Raw genomic sequence first — 21,142 nt, 5'->3', positions numbered from 1 at the left:
GCCAGCGCAAATCCCGGCCGGTAATGTCGCCACGCCGGCCGCGCGCCGGCCCGTCTTTTCTTCCCAGTCCGGCGCCACGATGCCTTCAGCTTCCCGCACAATCCTTGCCGTCGGCGGCGCCCATATCGACCGGCGCGGCCGGGTCGCAGGCCCGTTCGTGCCCGGAGCCTCCAATCCCGGCACGATGCGCGAGGAGGTCGGCGGCGGCGTCTTCAACGCCGCACGCGTCATGGCCGGCCGCGGCGCCCGTGTCGCGCTGATGTCGGCGCGCGGCGGCGATGCGGCCGGCGAAGCCGTGGCGGCCGCGATCGCGGCTGCCGGCATCGCGGATCTGTCGGCCGTCTATCTCGACCGCACGACGGCCAGCTACACTGCGATCCTCGACGCCGACGGCGACGTGGTCGCCGCGCTCGCCGACATGGCGCTTTACGACGCCGCCTTCGACAGGCAATTACGCCGCTCGGGCGCACGCGCGGCCGTGGCGGACGCCGACGCGGTTTTGTGCGACGCCAACCTTTCGACCGCCGCGCTCGACCGGCTCGCCGGCCTTGCCGGCGCCAGCCCGCTTTACGCGATCGCGATCTCGCCGGCCAAGGTCGGCCGCCTGGCCCCGGTCGCCGACCGGCTGGCCGGCCTGTTCATGAACCGGCGCGAGGCGGCGGCGCTGACGGCGACCGCGGCGACCGCGCCGCCGCAGGCGCTGGTCGCGGCCCTGCGCACGGCCGGCCTTGCACGCGCGGTGGTGACGGCCGGCGGCGGCGAACTCATCGCCTTCGACGACGAGGCGTTCTACCGCCTGACGCCGCCGCCGCCGCGCCGGATTGCCGACGTCACCGGCGCCGGCGACGCCCTTGCCGGCACGATGGTCGAGAGCCTGACGGCGAAAATTCCGTTCGCCGAGGCCTTGCGCCGGGGCGTTGCCGCCGCCGTGCTGTGCCTGGAAAGTGCCGCTGCGATTGCCGATCACGACGACCAAACCTTCGCACAGACGCTGGCGCGCGTGCCGGCGCCCGCTTTCCTTCCCCTCCCGCAAGACAGAACGGTTTGCCCATGATCCCGCATAGCGCCCAGGCCCTCGTCGACATCGCCCAACCGGTGGCGGACGCGCTCGCCGCCCGCAAGCCGGTGGTCGCGCTCGAAAGCACCATCATCACCCACGGCATGCCCTATCCGCAGAACGACGAGATGGCGGCCAATGTCGAAGCCATCATCGAAGCCGAGGGCGCGGTGCCGGCCACGATCGCCGTCATCGACGGGCGGCTCAAGATCGGCCTCTCGCCGCAGGAGCGCACCACGCTCGCCAAGACCGGCGACGCGATGAAGCTGTCGCGCGCCGACCTCGCCTTTGCCGTGAGCCAGCGCCGGACCGGCGGCACCACGGTCGCCGCCACCATGATCGGCGCGGCCCTGGCCGGCATCACGGTGTTCGCCACCGGCGGCATCGGCGGCGTGCACAAGGGCGCCGAGACCAGTTTCGACATCTCCGCCGATCTCGACGAGCTCGCCCGCACACCGGTCATCGTGGTCTCGGCCGGCGCCAAGGCGATCCTCGACATCGACAAGACGCTGGAAGTGCTGGAAAGCCGCGGCGTGCCGGTGGTCGCCTATGGCAGCGACACGATGCCGGCCTTCTGGTCGCGCCGCTCGCCGCATCCCGCACCGCTGCGGCTCGACACGCCGGAGGCGATCGCGCGGTTTTTTAAGACCCGCGGCGCGCTCGGGCTCGGCGGCGGCATGCTGGTCGCCAATCCGGTTCCGGCCGAACACGAGATCCCGGCAGACGAGATGGCGGGGTTCATCGCCGCCGCCCAAGAGGCCGCCGAAGCCGAAAGGGTGTCGGGCAAGGCCGTCACCCCGTTCCTGCTCGAACGCATCCTGAAACTGACCGACGGACGCAGCCTGGCCACCAATATCGCGCTGGTGGAGAATAACGCCCGGCTGGCCGCGCGCATCGCCGCGGCGCGTGCCGGATAGCCGGCCTCACTCGCCGTTTTCCAGCATCTCCTTGACCACGGTCGCCAACTGCTTGAGCGAAAACGGTTTCGGCAAAAAGCCGAACTTGGCTTCCTCGGGCAGGTTCTTGGCAAACGCGTCCTCGGCATAGCCGGAAACGAAGATGAAACGGATGTCGGGCTGCAGCTTGAGCAGTTCGCCAAGCAGCGTCGGCCCGTCCATTTCCGGCATCACCACGTCGGACACGACGATGTCGACCTTGCCGTCCAGTTCCTTGAAGATCTCCAGCGCCTCGAGGCCCGAGGTCGCCTCGTGCACGGTGTAGCCGCGCGAGGTGAGCGCGCGCATGCCGCCCATGCGCACGGCGTCCTCGTCCTCCACCAACAGCACCGTTGCCGTTCCGGAAAGGTCCTTTTGCGGGACGGCCGCGGCCGGGGCGTCCGCCGTCTTTTCGGCCGCGGCTGCCTCGGCCGTGCCATCCGCGCTGACCTCGACATGGCGCGGCAGGAAGATGCGGAACGTCGTGCCGTCTCCCTCCTGCGAATCGCAGAAGATGAAACCGCCGGTCTGCTTGATGATGCCGTAGACCATCGACAGGCCGAGCCCGGTGCCCTTGCCGACCTCCTTGGTGGTGAAGAACGGCTCGAAAATCTTCTTCAGCGCGTCGGCGGGGATACCGGTGCCGGTGTCCTCGACCTCGACCAGCACATAGTCCGCCGGCGCGAGCTCGCGATAGGGCAGCCCCGCGCAGTCCTCGGTCGCGCAATTGCGGGTGCGCACCGTCAGTTCGCCGCCGTCGGGCATGGCGTCGCGGGCGTTGACGGTGAGATTGACGATCACCTGCTCGAACTGGCCGAGATCGACGCGCACCGGCCACAGGTCGCGGCCATGCTCTATCTTGAGCTTGATCTCGTTGCCGATCAGCCGTGCCAACAGCATGCGCAAATCGGCCAACACGTCGGTCAGGCTCATCACTTCCGGCCGCAGCGTCTGGCGCCGCGAAAACGCCAAAAGCTGCCGCACCAGCGAGGCGGCGCGGTTGGCGTTCTGCTTGATGTTCATGATGTCGGGAAAAGACGGGTCCGATGGGCGGTGATTGGTCAGCAGCAGATCCGAGGCCATGATGATGGCCGTCAGCACGTTGTTGAAATCATGCGCGATACCGCCGGCGAGCTGACCGACCGCCTGCATTTTCTGGCCCTGGGCCATCTGCGCCTCGAGCGCCTTCTGCTCGGTGGTCTCCACGGCGTAGACGATCGCCGCCTCCTCCGCATCCTCGCCCGCATCGGCCACGGCGTTGACGTAAAAGCGCATGTGGCGCTCGTCGTCGCCGGGCAGAACGGTGTCGATGGGGGCGATATCGGCCTGGCGCAGCTTGGCCTTTTCCAGCGCGGCGGCAAAGGCCGAACGGTCGCGCTCGTGGATGACGGTTTCCAGACGCAGCTTGCGTTCGACCGAGGCGCGGTCGACGACCGATCCGAACAACGACAGGAAGGGCGCGTTGGTGCGCAGGATGCGGCCCTTGCCGTCGACGCCGGCGATCGCCATCGGGGTGGAGTTGAAGAAACGCGTGAAGCGCACCTCCGAGGCGCGCAAATCGGCGGTCGCGTCCTCGCCCTTCGCGCGATTGAGCACGATGGTGCGGCTCGCGCCGGGCACGCCGTCGCGACTGGCCATGGTCTTGTGCATGAAACGCACCGGCAGCGCCTCGCCGCCGCCCGTCAACAAATCGAGATCGATGACGGCATTGCGCACCGAGCCCGGCTCCGCCTTCACCGAGCGGATCAGCGCCATGCCGTCGCCGGCGACGATTTCCGGCAAGGTGACGGATCCGGGCGTGAAACTGGCCAGGTCGATGCCCAGCCATTCGGCAAGCGTGGCGTTGACATAGGTCACGCGGTCGTCAGCGTCGGTGGAAAAGAACCCGGCGGGGGCGTGGTCGAGATGGTCGATCGCCTGCTGGAGGTCGAGAAAGAAGCGTTCCTGTTCGGCACGCTCGGCAGAAATATCCTCGATCTGCCAGGACAACAAAGGCTGGCGCTGGGTCGGCGCGGCAAAGCTGCGCGCCCTGGCGCGATACCAGCGCGCACCCGGCTCCGAGCCCGGCCTTATCGACTGCGACATGCGGAACTCGCCCTCGCCGCTCTGCCCGTCGCGCAGCGCCGAGGCGATGCGTTCCACCACCGGCGCGGCATCGGGATTGTCGGACAGCAACCCCTCCACAGAACGCACGTCGGCGGCCGAACTGGCGCCGGTCAGATCGGCATAGGCGCGGTTGGCGTAGCAGACCCGCCCCTTCAGGTCGCTGACGATAAGCCCTTGCGGCATAGAATCGACATAGGCCTTGGCCAGTTCGTCGCCGCTGGAGCGCGGCGCGATCTGCACGAAGCCGATCGCGGTGGCGAACAGATAGCCGATGCCGATCATCGCTAGCACGCCGAGCATGCCGAGCAGAAACGGATCGCCGAAACGGTCGCGCATGAGCACGAACAAGAAGGCGGCGCAAATCAGGACAACGATGAAGACGACCAGACGGGCAATGGTGCCCGGGCGCGCATTCTGGTCGACGATCGGGTCGGGATAGCCCTTCCCCCGGCCTTCTCCTGCCATTGCCGCTCCGTCCTGCCCGATTCCTGTCGATTGAACCCGACCGGTATGAATCACATTCTGCGCGCAGGCGAAAGCCCGTCCGCCCGCTTGCCGGCAAATTCCGGCCTCGCAGGGCGGCTTTGCCCGTCTGCAATGCGGGCGCGGCGTTGCGCGCGGCGCCGAAGTTGGACTGCCGCGTGCCGGCACCCCCGCCGGCGGCCGATATCTGCCGCAAACGGCGCCCGAGACGTTTCCATTTACACATGAAACGTTTTAGTGTTCGCCACCAAAACGCGGGGAAAGGAATCGGCAATGACGGCATGGCTGGAAGGGATGATCGGACCTCAATACGCACCGCTGGTCGGATGGGTCCTGTTGGCCCTCGTCATCATCGTCATCGTGCTGATCGCCCTGCGCCTTCTGCGCGGCATAACGGCGGGGACCTTCATCGCCGGTGGGCGCAACCGCAAGGCCAGGCTCGCCGTCATGGACGCCACCGCGATCGACACGCGCCGCCGCCTGGTGCTGGTGCGGCGCGACGACGTGGAACACCTCATCCTGATCGGCGGCACGAGCGACATCGTCGTCGAACAAGATATCCGCATGATCCACAAGGCCTCGCGGTCGATCACCGACGAGGCCGAAGCGCCGGCGCGCCAGGCCCCGCCGCAGCAACCGCAGCCGGCGCCGGGCAAGGCAGACGCGGCCCTGACCCGGCCGTTTTCAAGCTTGCGGAGCCCGGAACGCCCCGCTCACCCGGCGCGCCCCGCAGCACCGCCGCCTGCCCGACCGGCATCCCCGCCGCCCGCAGCGCCGGCCGCCAAACAGGCTCCCGCCTGGCGCCAGCCGGAGCCTGCCGCCGCTCCCAGGCCCCAGCCGGCGCCGGTTCGCCCCGCAACGCCGGCACCGGCCGCGCCCGTTGCGGCGCCGGCGCCCAAACCGACCCCCAAACCGGCACCGGCCCCGCACGACGACAGCGACCTTGACGACGCGCTGCTGCGCGAACTCAACCAGTCGCTGAGCGCGGACGCTCCGAAAGCACGGGCCAAGGACGGCTCGCTCGACGACGAAATGTCAAAACTGCTCGGCGAGCTTTCACGCGACGACAAATAGAGTTCGCAAACGGCGAGCGCGCGCCGCGGCCGGCCGCTCGAAGCCCGCCCGGCAGACCGTCAAACGAACATGAAAAAAGACGGCCTCGTCAGCCGCCTCATTCCATCCTGCCGCCTGAAGGCCGGTTCAATCGTCGCGATAGACTTTTTCGCGCCGCTCGTGCCGCTCCTGCGCCTCGATCGACAAGGTCGCGATCGGCCGCGCGTCGAGACGCTTGAGCGAGATCGGTTCGCCGGTTTCCTCGCAATAGCCGTAGGTGCCGTCATCGATGCGCTGCAGGGCCGCGTCGATCTTGGAGATCAGCTTGCGCTGGCGGTCGCGAGCGCGCAATTCGATCGCCCGGTCGGTTTCCGACGACGCGCGGTCGGCGAGATCGGGATGGTTGGCGTTTTCCTGCTGCAGCGATTCCAGGGTCTCGCGTGCTTCCCGCAGAATATCGTTCTTCCAGGAGATCAGCTTGGTCCTGAAATAGGTCTTTTGCCGCTCGTTCATGAACGGCTCGTCCTCGGAAGGGACGTAGTTCTGTTCTTTGGTTCCACTCATTCGAGTCACCCCGCACAATGAACCGGCGCTTATATATTCGGGCGAATTTGACGGCACAAGCACAAAGGTCGGAGAAATCACGTCTTTGTCAGAGCCGATTACAGCCTGCCGGCGCCGGGAGGACACGGTACCGGCGCACGCGGCGATATTGCGCCGGCCATGGCGGATGCCTTAGGAACGGGATCGGATACGGTGCGTGTGGCGCCGGACGGGGAGACCACGATGAGCCGCCTCTTTCTGCTGCGCCACGCCAAAGCGGCCTGGGCCGAACCGGGCGGGCGCGATTACGACCGCGCCCTGACCGAGGACGGCCGTGACCAGGCCGTCGCGATCGGCGCGGCGATGCGCGCGGGCGGTCACGTGCCGAGCGTCGTCGTATGCTCGCCGGCACGCCGGGCGCTCGAGACCTGGCAGGGCGTGGCCACGGCGCTTGGGTACAAGCCCGGCCAGGCCCTGATGTCAGGCTCCCTCTACGGGTCGGATCCCGGCGCCTATCTGACCATCATGCGCAACAATGGCGACGCCGACGCGCTTTTGATCATCGGCCACAATCCGATGATCGAGGAACTGGCCTTCGCCTTTGCCCGGCACGGCGACGAGGAGGCCCGCCAGCGCCTGGCTCGCGGCTTTCCGACTGCCGGGCTGGCGGTGTTTTCCTTCGCCAAGCCGCTGTTCGAGGCATCGGCCGCCGACGCGCGGCTCGACGCCTTCCTGACGCCCGAGCGGGCATGAGCGCGCGCCGGGCCGCCGCTCCATTCCAATTCGCAGCCGCGCCGCCTATATCGATGAGGTTTGAGCCCAACCGCACGGAGGCGATTTGGCGTCCCTGACAACCTATGCAGACGAGGCGCTGATCGCGCTCGACACGCTCGCCAGCCGCGCCGCCGGCATCGTTTCCCCGACTATCAGGCTCGGCGTGACCGGCCTGTCGCGAGCCGGCAAGACGGTCTTCATTTCCTCGCTGGTGCACAATCTGATCCATGGCGGGAGACTGCCGCTGTTCGAGGCGCAGAAAACCGGGCGCATCGCGCGTGCCTTTCTGGAGGAACAGCCCGACGACGCCGTGCCGCGCTTCCAGTACGAGGAGCATATCGACGCCCTGGTGAAGGAGCGCCGCTGGCCCGAATCGACCCGCGCGATCTCGGAACTGCGCCTGACGATCGCTTATGAATCGGCCTCGGCCTGGGGACGCATGTTCTCGCGCGGCCAATTGTCGGTCGATATTGTCGACTATCCCGGCGAATGGCTGCTCGACCTGCCGCTGCTCGGCAAGAATTACGCCGCTTTCTGCCGCGAATCGCGCGAACTGGCCACGCTGCCGGTGCGCGCCGATCTCGCCGCCGACTGGCTGGCCGCGGCGAACGCGGTCGATCCGAATGCCGATGCCGACGAGATGACGGCCAAGGCGCTGGCCGACCGTTTCGCCGCCTATCTGAGAGCCTGCAAGGAAGACAGCCGCGCGCTCTCCACCCTGCCGCCCGGCCGCCTGCTGATGCCTGGCGACCTCGACGGCTCGCCGGCGCTCACCTTCGCGCCGCTGCCGCAGGAAAAGACCGGCCGCACCCGCCCCGGCTCGCTCTACGCGATGATGGAGCGCCGGTTCGAGGCCTACAAGACCCATGTCGTCAAACCGTTCTTTCGCGAGCACATCACCCGGCTCGACCGGCAGATCGTGCTGGTCGACGCGCTGCAGGCGCTCAATGCCGGACCGGCCGCGCTCGCCGACCTCGAGCGCGCGCTGACCGACATCCTGTCCTGCTTCCGGCCGGGGCGCGGCAATCTCGTCACCGACCTGCTGACGCGCCGTATCGACCGTATCCTGGTCGCCGCCACCAAGGCGGACCACCTGCACCACGAAACCCACGACCGGCTGCAGGCGATCGTACGCCGGCTCGCCGACCGGGCCGTGGCCAGGGCTCGGCTGACCGGTGCCGAGATCGACGCCGTCGCCATGGCCGCCTTGCGAGCGACCCGCGAAGGCACGGTCCGGCAGGGACGCGAGGATTTGCCGGTGATCATCGGCACGCCGCTGGCCGGCGAGACCATCGGCAAGGAAACATTCGACGGCGAGAGCGAAACCGCGGTCTTTCCCGGCGACCTGCCGGACGATATCGGCCCGTTGTTCGACGCGGCGGCCGACACGACACCGGTCGAGGCGTTGCGCTTCGTGCGTTTCCGCCCCCCGCGCCTGGAGCGCTCCGCCGACGGTCTGTCGCTGGTCCTGCCGCATATCCGGCTCGACCGGGCCCTGCAATTCCTGCTCGGAGACCGGCTGGCATGAACACAAAGCGCACACCCGCCGCCTTCCGCCTGCCGGCGCACGAGGCCTCCTCCAAGCCGGCCACGGCGACCAAGACGGCCGACGCGCCCGCAGACCGAAAACCGCGCCGGCCGCGCGCCGTGCGCGGCGACGATCTGGTCGCCGTCAAGCCGGACGAAAACGACTATTTCGAAGATGGCGCCGATGCCGAGCTGCGGCCGCTGCCGCCCGCCCCGCGTCGCTCACGCCTCGCCGCACTGTTTTTAGGCGCCACCGGCATCCTGATATCGCTCGCCGTCGGCCTATGGGTCGACCGCCTGGTGCGCGAGCTGTTCGCCCGCGCCGACTGGCTCGGCTGGACGGCGATCGGCCTGACCGCGCTCGCCGGCGCCGCGCTCGTCGCGATCCTGATGCGCGAAGTTCTGGCCTTGATGCGGCTGGCCTCGGTCGAGCGCATGCGCAGACGCGCCGACGACGTCGTGGCGCGCGCCGACGCCAAGGCGGCACGCGATCTGACCGACGACCTTTCCGGCTTTCTTGCCGCCAAGCCCGAAACCGCCGCTGGCCGCACCGCGCTCGAGGCATTGCGCGACGACGTCATCGACGCGCCGGACCTGATCGCGCTGGCCGAGACCGAATTGCTGGGCCCGCTCGACGGGCGCGCGCGCCAACTGGTGCTTGACGCAGGAAAGCGCGTGTCGCTGGTCACCGCCGTCAGCCCGCGGGCGCTGGTCGACCTTGCCTACGTGCTTTACGAAACCGCCCGGCTGGTACGCCGGATCGCCGATCTCTACGGCGGGCGACCGGGCACGCTCGGTTTCTTGCGCCTGACCCGCTCCGTGCTTGCCCATCTCGCCGTGACCGGTTCGATCGCCGCCGGCGACAGTCTCGTCCAGCAGCTTGTGGGCCACGGCCTAGCCGCGCGCCTGTCGGCCAAGCTCGGCGAAGGCGTGGTCAACGGCATGATGACGGTCAGGATCGGCATCGCGGCGATGGAGGCGGCCAGGCCCCTGCCCTTCCGCGCGCAAAAGCGCCCCGGCCTTGGCGATTTTCTGTCCGCGCTGACCCGGCTGGTCGGCGATAAGGCGCAAAACCAGCCGCCGTCGTCATGACACGCTGCCAAATCGGTGCTTGAAAGATGGCCGCGAGTTGCGCATTCTGCGACAAAGGCGCGCGGCCTAGACAAAGCATTAACCATTCTGGGGCAAGGATCGGCTGTCGCGTCCAGTATTCCGGTGACCGGGTAGCCAGATGAATCGTGTTCTTCGCACACTCTTGCCGTCGGCAGCCGCGGCATTGTTTCTTTCCCAAGCCACGGCGCTTGCCGCGGATCGCGATCATACGTTCTTCCAGTCGGTGCGCGGCGAATGGGTCGGCCCCGGCGAGATCGTCGCCGGCAAATACAAAGGCACGAAATTCACCTGCACCCTCACCGGCACCGCCCATTCCGGCAAGGTCGGGATGACGCTCGGCGGAAGTTGCCGGGTGGGCGTGTTTTCGCAAAAAATGTCGGCTTCGATCGTGCGCCACGGCAAGGGCTATCGGGGCACGTTTCTTGACGGCGCCAGCGGCAAGGGCCTCGACATAGTCGGCGGCAACGTCAATGGCTCGCGCGCCGTGATGTCGCTCAACCGCGACAAGCTCAACGGCGCCATGCTGGCCCGGATGAAGGGCGACGACGCCATGAACGTCACCGTGTCGGTGCGCGTGAACAAGGAACTCGTGCCGGTCATCGGCATGAATCTGAAGCGGGTCGACGCCACCGCGGTCGGAGCCGTGTCGCGCAGATAGGGTCGATCGGGTAAACCGGGTCCTTCAGTCGAGAAAACCGGGTTCCGGCGTGTTGTCGCCGGCCGGCACCACTCCGCAACAAGCCGTCGTCCAGGAAGCGTTTTCAGCCTTTCCACCAGGCATCGCCTGCTTCGGCGACACTGATGCCGGAGGTATCCGCCCGGGTGAGATAATGGTCGAGGCCGAGCCCCTCGACGGTCAGGTCCGGCGCGATTTCCCGTAAAGGAATCAACACGAAGGCGCGTTGCAGCATGCGCGGATGCGGGAGTTCGAGCCCGTCTTCGCAAAGCGTCGTGGCGCCATGGCAGAGCACGTCGACATCGATCACCCGCGGACCGCCGGGTATGGTGCGCACGCGTTTCAATTCCCGCTCGGCCCCCAGACACAGTTCAAGCAGGGCGCGCGGGGAAAGCGTGGTGCGAATTTCGGCCACGCAATTGAGAAAATCCGGTTGCGCCACCACGCCCCAGGGCGGCGTACGATAGACCGAGGAAACCGCCACCACGCGTGTCGACATATCCGCGTCGACGATACGCAGCGCCGCCGCCATCGCCGTCAGCGGGTCGCCAATATTGCCACCCAGCCCGAGAAAGGCGCGGACCTCATTGCGGCCAGACAAGCGTCACCTCCACATGGTCGAGCACACCCGGCACCGGCGCGTTGGGCTTCCTGACGGTGATTTCGGCCCGCTTGATCTGCGGAAAGCGCGCGCAAAGCTGGCGGGCGACATCGCGCGCCAGCGCCTCGATCAGGAAGCGGCGTTTTCCGGTCACGATCGCCTCGATCACCTGAAACGCCTCGCCGTAATCGACCGTGGCGCCGATATCGTCCTCGTCGAGCGGCTTTTGCGGGTCGACGGTCAGGGCGGCGTCGACATAAAAGCGCTGCCCCAGCATCTCCTCGGCGTCATGTACGCCGTGGCGCGCGAAAAAAGCGCAATTTTTCAGCCGGATGACATACATGTCGGCGCTCTCAGCGTTGCGGGCGGGCGGCCAGCATAGCATCCGCCATCTTCAGCGCATCCACATTGATTGCGACGTCGTGCACCCGAAAAACCGCCGCGCCCTTCATGCGCAGAAAAACGCTGGTCGCAGCCGTTCCCGCCCCCCGCGCGCCGGGCTCGCGGCCGGTGACGTGGCCGATGAAACGCTTGCGCGACGTGCCGGCGAGCAAAGGCCGCCCAAGCGCGTGCAGTTCGCCGAAACGCGCGGCAAGCTCCAGATTGACCGCCGCCGTTTCCTTGCCGAAGCCGAAACCGGGATCGAGCACGATGCGCTCCGCGCCGAGCCCGGCCGAACGCGCGAGGGCAAGCGAGCGCTGCAGGAAGACACGCTGGTCGTCGATGACGTCGGCTTCGAGCGCGCGATCGCGGCTGTTATGCATCAGCACCGCGCCGGCTCCGGTCTCAACGATTGCGGCCGCCATGTCAGGATCGCGTTGCAAGGCCCAGATATCGTTGACGATATGCGCGCCGGCTGCGATCGCCTTGCGCGCCGTTTCCGCACGATAGGTGTCGATTGAAATCAACACATCGGAGCGGCGCGCCAGAGCCTCGATCACAGGCAGAACGCGCGCTTGCTCCGCTTCGGCATCGACCGCACCGGCACCCGGCCTGGTCGATTCCCCGCCAATGTCGACGATCGCGGCCCCTTGCGCCTCCATCGCCAGCGCCGCCTCGAGCGCCGCATCGCGGTTTGCGAACAGCCCGCCGTCGGAAAAACTGTCCGGCGTGACGTTGACGATGCCCATGACCACCGCCTTGGGGCCGAGCGTGAGGCCGCGGTCGTGGGCGAGCGGCCAAAAAACCGGTTCCGTCGTTATCGCGTCCTCGGTCATCGTCCTTGCTCTCCGGGCCCGGCAGCGCCTGCGGCTCACCGGCTTTTTAGTTGCGCCGCCTGCCGGTCTGGCGCATGGTCGTGCCTTGGCCTTAACCGGGATCGGCCGCGATGAGAAGGTCCGTCTTCGTCCTGACGATACTGCTTGCCGGCACGACCGCGGCGGCGGCCCAGACCGTGTCGCGCAGCTACAGCTATTTTTCGATCGGCGGGCGCACGCTCGAGGAGATCGATAGCGAACTGTCCAAGCGCGGCCCCCAGGTCCAAAGCACCGGCCAACGCCATCCCGGCGCCACGCGGATGAAGTTTTCCACCAAGCTGACCCATGCCAGCACCGATCGTTGGTGCGCGGTCGACAAGGTCAGCGTCTCGGTCACGGCCCGCATCATCCTGCCGCGCTGGGTCCAGCGGCGGCGCGCCGACGGCGACACCCGGCTGATCTGGGACACGCTGTCGGCCGACATTAAGCGGCACGAGGAATTCCATGTCCAGATCGCCAAGCGACACGCGCGCGAGCTCGAACAGCGGCTGCGGCGCATCGACCGTCGCCGCGACTGCGCCGCGCTCAAGGAGAAGGTCGACCGCGTGACTGCCTATGTCATGCAAAAGCACGACGAGGCCCAGGAACGATTCGACCGTGTCGAGGGCAAGACCTTCGAGGACCGGATGATGCGACTTCTGACCTATCGCCTGCAGCAAATGGAAAAGCGCCGGCGATCGAAATAGGCCGCCGCAGTCCGGAGCCGGAGCCTCAGGTCACGCCGAGCTTTTTCTGCAGACTTGTCGACGAGGTCGTGTACTGGAAGACCACGCGTTCGCCGGGGTTGCAGATGCGCTTGGCGGCCTGCGTCATCAGCGCCGCCTCGTGGAAACCCGACAGGATCAGCTTAAGCTTGCCCGGATACCAGTTGATGTCGCCGATGGCGAAAATGCCGGGCTCGGAGGTTTCGAACTTCTCGGTGTCGACCGGGATCAGGTTCTCGTGCAGATTGAGCCCCCAATCGGCGATCGGCCCCAGTTTCATCGTCAGGCCGAAGAACGGCAGCATGCGCGTGCAGGCGATCTCGACATCGCCGTCCGGCCCCTTGATCACGGCGGCCTTCAACAGGCCGCCCTCGCCGATCAGTTCCTTGACCTGGCCGACCTGAAAATCGAGCGCCTTCGTCTCCTGCAGCGCATACATCTTGTTGACGCTGTCCGGCGCGGCGCGGAATTCCGGACGCCGATGCACCAAAGTCAGCGTTTTGGCGACCGGTTGCAGGTTGAGCGTCCAGTCGAGCGCCGAATCGCCGCCCCCCACGATCAGCAGGTCGTGGCCGCGAAACTCCTCCATCCGCCGCACGGAATAAAACACGCTCTTGCCCTCAAACGCCTCGATGCCGGGAATCGGCGGGCGCTTGGGCTGAAACGATCCGCCGCCGGCCGCGATGACCACGACCTTGGCCTCGAAAATCTCGTTTTCGTCGGTGGTGACGCGAAAACCGCCCTCTTCCAGTCGTTCCAGGCCGGTGACCATGCGGTTGAAGGTGAAGCCGGGCTTGAAAGGCGCGATCTGCTCCATCAATTTGTCGACCAGTTCCTGGGCCGAAATGACCGGCCAGGCGGGAATGTCGTAGATCGGCTTTTCGGGATAGAGCTCGGCGCACTGGCCGCCCGGACGGTCGAGAATGTCGATCAGATGGCACTTCATGTCGAGCAGACCCAGCTCGAACACGGCGAACAGGCCGACGGGCCCCGCGCCGATGATGAGAACGTCGGTTTTTGTGGTCATAATTGGTCTCGCGCTCCGGCCGCTGGGATCGACGGCACGCTAAAGCCGTTCGGCCCGCGAGGAAAGCCGTTCCCGCTGCGGGGCGAACTCATTTTTCCGCACGGGCCAAAGCTCGCGCGACGGCGGAGGCAATGCGAGCGAAAGCGGGAAAAGTGCCGATGCTCAGGCCTGACGTTCCGGCACCGTCACGACCAGCCCGTCGAGTTCGGACCGCACCGTGATCTGGCACGATAGCCGCGAATTCGGGCGCACGTCATAGGCGAAGTCGAGCATGTCTTCTTCCATCGCCTCGGGCTCGCCGACCGTTTCGGTCCAGGCCTCGTCGACATAGACGTGGCAGGTGGCGCAGGCGCAGGCGCCCCCGCACTCGGCCTCGATGCCTGGAACTGCGTTCTTGATGGCGTTTTCCATCACGGTCGAACCGTCTTCGGCGTCGACAACGAACTGCGTTCCGTCATGCGCGATATAGGTGATCTTGGTCATGCAGGCGATCCCGACAGGAAGTGACCTGCCGACTTAACCGCTTGACCGCATGTGTCAACCACGCCGTGCTCGCATCGTGGCTCGACCCTGCCTATTCCCGCCGGCCGGGCGGCGGCAACGCGGCTCAGCGACTGATCGCAGCGACGAAATCGCGCACGTCCTCGATCGCCCTGGCAAGCCTGTCGACGGCGCGCTTGTCGTCCGGATCGGTCTCCAGCGCGTCGGCCAGCTCGGCCACGATGAAGGCGCCGACGCCGCGCGCCGAGCCTTTCAGGCCATGCGCGAGAAACCGACGCTGCGCGGCGTCGGAGCGGCCGATCTGCTCGCGCACGCTCTGGGCCTGCTGGACGAACATCGACAACACGTCCTGCTCGAGCGCCCTGTCGCCCATCGTCTGCCTGGCCAGATGCACCAGATCGACCGGCCGGCGCCGCGAGGGAACGCATGTCTCGCCGCCCGGCATCGCAAACGGCACAACCTCTACGCTCGGATACGCCATACTCTTCACCCGTTCTGTCCCAACACCCCAAACCCTAATTCACGGGCGTGGATAACGGGTTAATCGAAACTGCCGCTTTGTGACCGATTTTGGGCCAAAACCGTGAAGGCGCGTTAACCCTATGTTTAAACTTTTAGGTATGCGCACAAATGCGTGTTTTCTTTACCCCTGTGTGCCACTACGATACGCCCAGCAGAATTGTGTGGCGTATACGGGGCGTAGCGTGCGGACGCGAGGCGGATCCGCACGTTGAATAACAGGGTACCAGCGGCATGGCGCGTAAAACAACGACGACCAAGAAGCTTGAAAGCGATGTCGAAAAGGATCTCGCCGACTCTCTCGAATTCGACCTGAACGACCAGGAAATCGATCTTTCGGCTTCGATGGCCGAGCTGGAGGCCCAGATTTCGGCCGCCGCCGAGGAACTGGCGCGGGAAGGCCGCGGCGACGAAAAGCCCGCGAAGGCCGACACCGCGCCGAAACCCGAGGAAAAGCCGGCCCCTGCTGCCAAGGCCGAGGCGGAAGCCGTGCCCGCGGCTGCACAAAAATCCCGAGCCGATCTGCGTCCCGCCACGCCCGAGACCGCCGCGAACGCGGCGCGCCCGTCCTTTTCGCCGGCCAATGACGACCGCCAGAAAAACTACACCAGCATGCTGGCCACCCTCAACCGGCGGCCGTCGGGTACCGTGTACTGGATGGCTGCGACGCTGTCGGTGCTGTGGATCGCGGCCGGGCTGGCGCTCGGGCACTATCTGTTCGCCCCCGCTATCTGGCAGGTGCGCAGTTTCGACCAATTGCTGGCCACGCCCGGCGCCATCGCGATCGCCGCCGGCATCGTCGTTCCGGTGCTGCTGTTCTGGGCCTTCGCGGCGATGGTGCGCCGCGCCCAGGAAATGCGCCTGGCCGCCCAATCGATGACCGAAGTCGCCTTCCGCCTGGTCGACCCCGAGGCCCTGTCCCAGGAACGCATCATGACGGTCAGCCAGGCCGTGCGGCGCGAGGTTCAGGCGATGGGCGAAGGGATCGAGCGCACCCTGGCGCGCGCGGTCGAGCTGGAAACGCTGGTTCATACGGAGGTCAATGAACTCGAGAACGCCTATTCCGAAAATGAAAGGCGTATCAGGCTATTGGTCGACGGTCTTGGAACGGAACGCGAAGCCGTCATCAGCCATGCCGAGCGGGTGCGAGCCTCGATCGCCGGCGCGCACGAACTGATCCGCGACGAGCTCAACAGCGCCAGCGACCTGATCCAGGACACGGTTTCCAACGCCTCCGGCACGCTCAATTCCACCATAGCCAACGCCGGCGAGACGCTACTCGCGCAGATCGGCGAGCGCGGCGACACGCTGCAGGGCGCGATCGACGAGCGCGTCGAAACCATCGCCAGCCGCATTTCGGTGTCCGGCGAAGCGTTCGCGAGCCTGCTCGACGAGCGGATCGTGTCGTTGACCGAAAAGACCGAGACGGCGGCGCGCTCGCTGTCGGACCTGCTCGACGAGCGCACCAGCGGCATGGTTTCGCTGCTGGGCGCGTCCACCGAAACCCTGACGCGCGAATTCGACGGGCGCCTGCAGGAGATCGAGCGCACGCTGGCCGAGCGCGGCCAGTCGCTGATCAGCGAATTCGAGACCAGGGCCCAGGCGGTCGACACCGGCGCCGAAAAGCTGAACGCCGCGCTCGAGGCGCGCGCGCGCCAGATCAACGAAACCCTGGCCGAGCGCTCGCGCGAGCTCGCCGACGCCTTCCGCACCGGCCGCGACGAAATCTCGACCGCCGTCGACGAGGGCAAGGCGCGCGTCGGCAGCCAGATGTCCGAGCTCGTTCAGTCGACCGCGACCATGCTCGACGATCGCGCCGCCGCCTTCGGCGAGAAGCTGGAGGCCGGCCGCAACCGCATGTCGGAACTGCTGGAGGCGGATCTGCAACGCCTGCAGAGCGAGCGCACGAGCATCGACGATGTCGTGTCCGGCTATGTCGACAAGCTGGCCGAAGGCCGCACGCAGCTCACCGCCGCGCTCGATTCCGACCTGCAGCACCTGGCCGAGGCCCGCACCGAGATCGACGGCGTGGTCGCCGGTCATATCGGCAAGATCGCCGAAGGCCGCAAGCTGTTCCGCCAGGCGCTCGACGACGATCTGTCCCACCTGTCGCAGACCCGCACCGAAATCGACGGTGTCGTCTCCGGCCATCTGGAAAAGCTCCAGCAGGGCCGCGCCGAGATCACCCGCGCGCTCGACGAGGATATCGCCCGCGTCGAGCAGACGGTCGCCACCCAGATCGACAAGCTGTCGGAAAACCGCACCTTCTTCCGCCAGGCGCTCGACGACGATCTCCAGCACCTGTCTCAGGCGCGCGCGGAGATCGACGGTGTCGTGTCCGGCCATCTGGAACAGATCCAGCAGGGCCGCAGCGAGATCACCCGCGCGCTCGACGAGGATATCGCCCGCGTTGAAGGCGTGGTTGCCTCCCAGATCGACAGGCTGTCGGAAAACCGCACCGTGCTGACGCAGGCCTTCGAAGGCGAGGCCGAGCGGATGGGCGCCCTGGTCACGGGTCAGCTCGAACGGCTGAACGACGGCCGCGAGCGGCTGACCCAGGCGCTGGAGGCCGATCTGCTGCAGCTCACCGAGGCCCGCGCCGAGATCGACGGCGTGGTCGTCAGCCATATCGGCAAACTCGCCGAAGGCCGCAAACTGTTCCGTCAGGCGCTTGATGACGATCTCGGCCGGCTGGCCGACACGCGCGCCGAAATCGATTCGGTGGTTTCGCAACATGTCGACAGGCTGGTCGAGGGCCGCGGCGCCCTCACCCAGGCGCTGCAGGACGACCTGTCCGGCATCGAATCGGTGGTCCAGACCCAGATCGACAGGCTGGCCGAGCACCGCAACGCGATCACCGACACGGTCCAGCGCGACATCGCCCATGTCGAGCAGGCGGTCGCAGCCCATCTCGACAAGCTGGCCGAGGGCCGCAGCACGATATCCGGCGCGCTCGACGCGGATCTGCAAAAACTCTCCGAGACGCGGGCGGAGATCGACGGCGTGGTCATGAAGCATCTCGGCACGCTGTCGGAACGCCGCAAGCTGTTCCGCCAGGCGCTCGACGAGGACCTTTCCCGCCTGACCGACGCCCGCTCCGAGATCGACGGCGTGGTCACCGCCCATGTCGGCAAGCTCGCCGAGGGCCGCAATATCCTGTCGCAGGCGCTCGATGCCGACATGCAGCAGATCGAATCGACCCGGTCGAACATCGAGGCGATGGTCAGCGAACAGCTGACCCGGCTGTCGGAGGGCCGCGACCAGGTCGCCGCTTCCATCGAGGCCGACCTGGTGCGACTGTCGGAGACCCGCGGCATGATCGACCAGGCGATCGCCGACCACGTCGCCCGTCTCGCCGACGGCCGCAATGTGCTGACCCAGGCGCTCGAGGACGACCTGTCGAAACTCTCCGACACGCGTGCGCTGATCGATTCCGTGGTCAACGAACACCTCGAAAACCTCGCCGGCCGCCGCCACGAATTGTCGCGCGCGCTCGACGAGGACCTCAACAAGCTCGCCGAAGCCAATCGCAACATCGATTCCTCGGTGACGGCGCATGTCGGCAAGCTGGCCGAAGGCCGCAACATCATGGCGCGCGCCCTGGAGCAGGATCTTGAAAAACTTTCCGAGACCCGCTCGATGGTCGACGCCGCGGTCCAGGCCCATGTCGATCTTCTGTCGCGCAGCCGTGGAGAAATCACCCATGCGCTCGCCGGCGACGTCGAAAAGATCGAGGAGACCTTCCGCCGCCAGACCGGCGTGATCGAGGAGCGCACGGGCACCATGCAGCGCGCCCTCGACGTCGGCGTGGAAAATGTCCGCGCCACGATCGAAAACACCGCCATGGTCGTGGCCGGATCGCTGCGCGACAAGGTTCTCGAGATCACCGCCGCGCTTTCGGACGGCGCCGGCAAGGCCTTCGAGGATGCCGACGAGCGCATCGCCAAGCGGGTCGAGCAGACCGCGACGACGCTGCTCGGCCGGGCCGAGGACGTCACCCAGGCCTTCGACGAGGCCGGACGCAATCTCGACCAGCGCGTCGCGGCAACCGGCGAAAAACTGTCGCAGCGCGCCATTGCCCTGTCGAGCGCCTTCGACGCGGCCGACGACAAGCTGGCAGCACGTGCCGGCGAGACGTCGAAGACATTGACCGAACGCGCCGAGGCGATCTCGCGCGTGTTTGAACAGGCCGACGAAAAGCTGGCCGCGCGCGCCGAAAGCTCCGCCAGGACACTGCTCGAGCGCTCGGGCGGCATCGTGCGCGCCTTCCAGGAGGCCGACGAGCGCATCGTCCAGCGCACCCAAGAGACCTCGGGCGAACTCGCCAAGCGCGCCGACCAGATCGCCGCGACGCTTTCCGATGTCGAGAAGCGGCTCGGCGACGGCGCCGATTCGATCGTCAGCAAGGTCGGCGGCCAGATCCAGAATGCCGAGGACCGGCTTGCCGGCAGCGCCGAGCGGATCGGCGAAAAGCTGGTCGAGCAGGTGTCCAAGACCGAGACCCAGCTGGTGTCGCGCGCCAACGTGATCGCGGAAACTTTCTCGGCGGTGAACCAGCATATCGGCCAGCGCACGGAGGAAGCCGCCAAGACGCTCGACGAGCGCACCCGCGAGCTCAACGACCTGCTGGCCAGCCGTTCTACGGATATCGCCCGCATTATCGACGAAAAGGCGCGGCCGCTGATCAAGAGCTTCGAGGATTCGGGCGGCGAACTGCAGAAAAGCCTGGAGACAGCCACTCAAAAGGCGACCGAGCGCCTGCGCAGCGAAAACGCCGCGCTGGTCAACGCCATCGCCAGCCGCACCGCCGAATCGCTGTCGGCCATGGAAGGCGCGCGCGAGACGCTGGCCGGAAAGGTCAACGAACTGCTCGATCGCCTGTCGCAGTCCAACGGTCGGCTTGGTGACTTGATCGAGGGCGCCACCAGCAATCTCGGCGCGGTCGACGAACGCCTGACCGGCGCGACGCAGAACTTCGCCGCGTCGACGGAAAAGGCGGCCCAGACCTTCGCCAGTTCGGCGCGCATGATCGACACCAATGTCGGCCGCCTGTCGGAATTGTCCTCGCAGACCCTCAACGAGATTGCCGGGATCGCCAGCCGCTTCGACGATCACAGCAAGTTGCTGGCACAGGCGCAGGACCTGATCGGCTCGGCCCAGTCCAACCTCACTTCCACCCTGGAGGATCGCCAGAAGGCTCTCGAGGAACTGGCCGTCGGCCTGGTCAAGAAGTCGGAGGACATCGAGGGTCTGATGCGTTCGTTCGAGAACGTCGTCGGAAACGCCATCGAAAAGGCCGAGGGCCGCACGATCGCGACCACCGACCAGATCCGCAACGCGATCTCGGAAGTGATCGACGCGGCGACCGCGCGCTTTGCCGACGCCACGCAGGAAATCCGCAGCACCGCCGGCGCCATCCGCGCGGAGTTGGAGGAAACCCGCTCCGAACTCAAGCGCGGGGTGCTCGAAATGCCCGAGGAGGCGAAGGAATCGACCGGCGCGATCCGGCGTGCGGTGTCCGAACAGATCGCCGCGCTCAAGGAACTGGCCGATATCGTTGCCAAGTCGGGACGCATGTACGACGTGTCGGACCCCGCCACCTCGCCCGACCCGGCACCGGCGCCCGCACCGCGTCCCGTCGAGGCCGCACCGCAGCCCGCGCGCAAGCCCCAGCCTGCCCCGGCCCCACAGCCGCGCGCACGCGCCAGCGCTGACGAGCCGGCCCTGCGCGGCAGTATCAACCCGGCCGAGGCCGATACCGCCGAGCGCAACGAGGCCGATCTGGCACAGGAAGGCGGCTGGGTGAAGAACCTGCTGCGCCGCGCCTCGCAGGAAGAGGAAGTGCCTGCGCCCGCCTCGCGCGCCGCGCCGCGCTCGGCGCTGCACGTGGTCGAATCGCTCAACTCGCTGTCGGTCGACATCGCCCGCGCCATCGACCACGAGGCCTCGGTGGAGCTGTGGCAGCGTTATCGGCGCGGCGAGCGCAACGTCTTCACGCGCCGGCTCTACACGCTGAAAGGCCAGCAGACCTTTGACGAGATTCGCCGCAAATATCAGGTCGACGGCGAATTCCGCGCTGCGGTCGACCGCTATTGCGAGGATTTCGAAAAACTGCTGCAGGACGTCTCGCGCAATGACCGCGACAACATGGTGACCGAGACCTACCTGACCTCCGATACCGGCAAGGTCTACACCATGCTCGCCCATGCGAGCGGGCGGCTGCGGTAAGACCGCACCCGGCCGGGCGCACAATCAGCGTCCGGCCGC

Annotated in this window: 17 protein-coding genes; 9 read left to right on the top strand and 8 right to left on the bottom strand. The window is 67.0% G+C overall.

Annotated elements, in window-relative coordinates; all coding sequences use genetic code 11:
* Nucleotides 1-79 precede the first annotated feature (79 nt).
* Nucleotides 80-1,054 (top strand): PfkB family carbohydrate kinase, encoded by a 975-nt coding sequence (locus C7T96_RS00785; RefSeq protein WP_106569275.1) that lies wholly within the window; start codon nucleotides 80-82, stop codon nucleotides 1,052-1,054.
* Nucleotides 1,051-1,974 (top strand): pseudouridine-5'-phosphate glycosidase, encoded by a 924-nt coding sequence (locus tag C7T96_RS00780; protein ID WP_106569274.1) that lies wholly within the window; start codon nucleotides 1,051-1,053, stop codon nucleotides 1,972-1,974. Before C7T96_RS00785 ends, C7T96_RS00780 begins: the two co-directional genes overlap by 4 nt.
* Nucleotides 1,975-1,980: 6 nt before the next feature.
* Here C7T96_RS00780 and C7T96_RS00775 read toward each other — a convergent pair whose 3' ends face one another.
* Nucleotides 1,981-4,563 (bottom strand): PAS domain-containing sensor histidine kinase, encoded by a 2,583-nt coding sequence (locus C7T96_RS00775; protein WP_106569273.1) that lies wholly within the window; start codon nucleotides 4,561-4,563, stop codon nucleotides 1,981-1,983.
* Nucleotides 4,564-4,854: 291 nt separating this feature from the next.
* Between C7T96_RS00775 and C7T96_RS00770 the strand changes: the two genes are divergently transcribed.
* Nucleotides 4,855-5,655: a flagellar biosynthetic protein FliO gene (locus C7T96_RS00770; protein WP_106569924.1), complete on the top strand. Its 801-nt coding sequence runs from the start codon at nucleotides 4,855-4,857 to the stop codon at nucleotides 5,653-5,655.
* A gap of 126 nt (nucleotides 5,656-5,781) precedes the next feature.
* On the opposite strand, the gene dksA is transcribed toward C7T96_RS00770, so the two are convergent.
* Nucleotides 5,782-6,198, bottom strand: coding sequence for an RNA polymerase-binding protein DksA (dksA, locus tag C7T96_RS00765; RefSeq protein WP_106569272.1), 417 nt, complete (start codon nucleotides 6,196-6,198; stop codon nucleotides 5,782-5,784).
* 222 nt (nucleotides 6,199-6,420) lie between these two features.
* Here dksA and C7T96_RS00760 point away from each other — a divergent pair, with 222 nt between their 5' ends.
* The 4 genes from C7T96_RS00760 to C7T96_RS00745 all read left to right on the top strand — a co-directional run bounded on the left by C7T96_RS00760 (nucleotide 6,421) and on the right by C7T96_RS00745 (nucleotide 10,249).
* On the top strand, nucleotides 6,421-6,930 hold the full coding sequence (locus C7T96_RS00760) for a histidine phosphatase family protein (RefSeq protein ID WP_158264277.1): 510 nt from the start codon (nucleotides 6,421-6,423) through the stop codon (nucleotides 6,928-6,930).
* Nucleotides 6,931-7,015: 85 nt separating this feature from the next.
* A complete protein-coding gene (locus C7T96_RS00755) occupies nucleotides 7,016-8,479 on the top strand; it encodes a YcjX family protein (RefSeq protein ID WP_106569270.1) in 1,464 nt (487 codons plus the stop codon).
* Nucleotides 8,476-9,570 carry a TIGR01620 family protein gene (locus C7T96_RS00750; protein ID WP_106569269.1) on the top strand — a complete coding sequence of 365 codons (1,095 nt, stop codon included), beginning with the start codon at nucleotides 8,476-8,478 and terminating at the stop codon, nucleotides 9,568-9,570. Before C7T96_RS00755 ends, C7T96_RS00750 begins: the two co-directional genes overlap by 4 nt.
* Nucleotides 9,571-9,709: 139 nt before the next feature.
* On the top strand, nucleotides 9,710-10,249 hold the full coding sequence (locus C7T96_RS00745; protein WP_106569268.1) for a hypothetical protein: 540 nt from the start codon (nucleotides 9,710-9,712) through the stop codon (nucleotides 10,247-10,249).
* A 103-nt stretch (nucleotides 10,250-10,352) separates the two neighbouring features.
* Here C7T96_RS00745 and folK read toward each other — a convergent pair whose 3' ends face one another.
* Genes folK through folP form a run of 3 tightly spaced genes read right to left on the bottom strand, consistent with a single transcriptional unit; the run spans nucleotide 10,353 to nucleotide 12,085 of the window.
* Complete coding sequence (gene folK, locus C7T96_RS00740) at nucleotides 10,353-10,868, bottom strand: 2-amino-4-hydroxy-6-hydroxymethyldihydropteridine diphosphokinase (protein WP_106569267.1); 516 nt, start codon at nucleotides 10,866-10,868, stop codon at nucleotides 10,353-10,355.
* Complete coding sequence (gene folB / locus C7T96_RS00735) at nucleotides 10,852-11,211, bottom strand: dihydroneopterin aldolase (RefSeq protein WP_106569266.1); 360 nt, start codon at nucleotides 11,209-11,211, stop codon at nucleotides 10,852-10,854. The genes folK and folB overlap by 17 nt, the downstream gene beginning before the upstream one ends.
* A gap of 10 nt (nucleotides 11,212-11,221) precedes the next feature.
* Entirely contained in the window at nucleotides 11,222-12,085 is an 864-nt protein-coding gene (gene folP, locus C7T96_RS00730; RefSeq protein WP_106569265.1) for a dihydropteroate synthase, read from the bottom strand.
* Between the two features lie 110 nt (nucleotides 12,086-12,195).
* Between folP and C7T96_RS00725 the strand changes: the two genes are divergently transcribed.
* Entirely contained in the window at nucleotides 12,196-12,810 is a 615-nt protein-coding gene (locus C7T96_RS00725) for a DUF922 domain-containing protein (protein ID WP_106569264.1), read from the top strand.
* A 25-nt stretch (nucleotides 12,811-12,835) separates the two neighbouring features.
* Here C7T96_RS00725 and C7T96_RS00720 read toward each other — a convergent pair whose 3' ends face one another.
* From C7T96_RS00720 to C7T96_RS00710, 3 genes are all read right to left on the bottom strand, one after another.
* On the bottom strand, nucleotides 12,836-13,855 hold the full coding sequence (locus C7T96_RS00720) for an NAD(P)/FAD-dependent oxidoreductase (protein WP_106569263.1): 1,020 nt from the start codon (nucleotides 13,853-13,855) through the stop codon (nucleotides 12,836-12,838).
* Between the two features lie 162 nt (nucleotides 13,856-14,017).
* Complete coding sequence (locus C7T96_RS00715; protein ID WP_106569262.1) at nucleotides 14,018-14,338, bottom strand: 2Fe-2S iron-sulfur cluster-binding protein; 321 nt, start codon at nucleotides 14,336-14,338, stop codon at nucleotides 14,018-14,020.
* A gap of 124 nt (nucleotides 14,339-14,462) precedes the next feature.
* Nucleotides 14,463-14,837, bottom strand: coding sequence for an Hpt domain-containing protein (locus C7T96_RS00710; protein ID WP_106569261.1), 375 nt, complete (start codon nucleotides 14,835-14,837; stop codon nucleotides 14,463-14,465).
* Between the two features lie 272 nt (nucleotides 14,838-15,109).
* On the opposite strand from C7T96_RS00710, the gene C7T96_RS00705 reads away from it, so the two are divergent.
* The gene (locus tag C7T96_RS00705) at nucleotides 15,110-21,103 is read left to right on the top strand and encodes a kinesin (RefSeq protein WP_106569260.1); all 5,994 of its coding nucleotides are present in this window, start codon (nucleotides 15,110-15,112) and stop codon (nucleotides 21,101-21,103) included.
* Nucleotides 21,104-21,142: the final 39 nt, after the last annotated feature.

The sequence above is a fragment of the Nitratireductor sp. StC3 genome, from assembly GCF_003015025.1.
Taxonomy (GTDB): domain Bacteria; phylum Pseudomonadota; class Alphaproteobacteria; order Rhizobiales; family Rhizobiaceae; genus Mangrovimarina; species Mangrovimarina alexandrii.
The sequence above is the reverse complement of the archived record's forward strand: the minus strand, read 5'-3'. Positions and strand labels throughout refer to the sequence as shown.

Excerpts from the sequence above, each read along its gene's own strand:
- C7T96_RS00785 (WP_106569275.1), top strand. The coding sequence starts at position 80 with ATGCCTTCAGCTTCCCGCACAATCCTTGCCGTCGGCGGCGCCCATATC.
- C7T96_RS00780 (WP_106569274.1), top strand. The coding sequence starts at position 1,051 with ATGATCCCGCATAGCGCCCAGGCCCTCGTCGACATCGCCCAACCGGTG.
- C7T96_RS00775 (WP_106569273.1), bottom strand. The coding sequence starts at position 4,563 with ATGGCAGGAGAAGGCCGGGGGAAGGGCTATCCCGACCCGATCGTCGAC.
- C7T96_RS00770 (WP_106569924.1), top strand. The coding sequence starts at position 4,855 with ATGACGGCATGGCTGGAAGGGATGATCGGACCTCAATACGCACCGCTG.
- dksA (WP_106569272.1), bottom strand. The coding sequence starts at position 6,198 with ATGAGTGGAACCAAAGAACAGAACTACGTCCCTTCCGAGGACGAGCCG.
- C7T96_RS00760 (WP_158264277.1), top strand. The coding sequence starts at position 6,421 with ATGAGCCGCCTCTTTCTGCTGCGCCACGCCAAAGCGGCCTGGGCCGAA.
- C7T96_RS00750 (WP_106569269.1), top strand. The coding sequence starts at position 8,476 with ATGAACACAAAGCGCACACCCGCCGCCTTCCGCCTGCCGGCGCACGAG.
- C7T96_RS00745 (WP_106569268.1), top strand. The coding sequence starts at position 9,710 with ATGAATCGTGTTCTTCGCACACTCTTGCCGTCGGCAGCCGCGGCATTG.
- folB (WP_106569266.1), bottom strand. The coding sequence starts at position 11,211 with ATGTATGTCATCCGGCTGAAAAATTGCGCTTTTTTCGCGCGCCACGGC.
- folP (WP_106569265.1), bottom strand. The coding sequence starts at position 12,085 with ATGACCGAGGACGCGATAACGACGGAACCGGTTTTTTGGCCGCTCGCC.
- C7T96_RS00725 (WP_106569264.1), top strand. The coding sequence starts at position 12,196 with ATGAGAAGGTCCGTCTTCGTCCTGACGATACTGCTTGCCGGCACGACC.
- C7T96_RS00720 (WP_106569263.1), bottom strand. The coding sequence starts at position 13,855 with ATGACCACAAAAACCGACGTTCTCATCATCGGCGCGGGGCCCGTCGGC.
- C7T96_RS00715 (WP_106569262.1), bottom strand. The coding sequence starts at position 14,338 with ATGACCAAGATCACCTATATCGCGCATGACGGAACGCAGTTCGTTGTC.
- C7T96_RS00710 (WP_106569261.1), bottom strand. The coding sequence starts at position 14,837 with ATGGCGTATCCGAGCGTAGAGGTTGTGCCGTTTGCGATGCCGGGCGGC.
- C7T96_RS00705 (WP_106569260.1), top strand. The coding sequence starts at position 15,110 with ATGGCGCGTAAAACAACGACGACCAAGAAGCTTGAAAGCGATGTCGAA.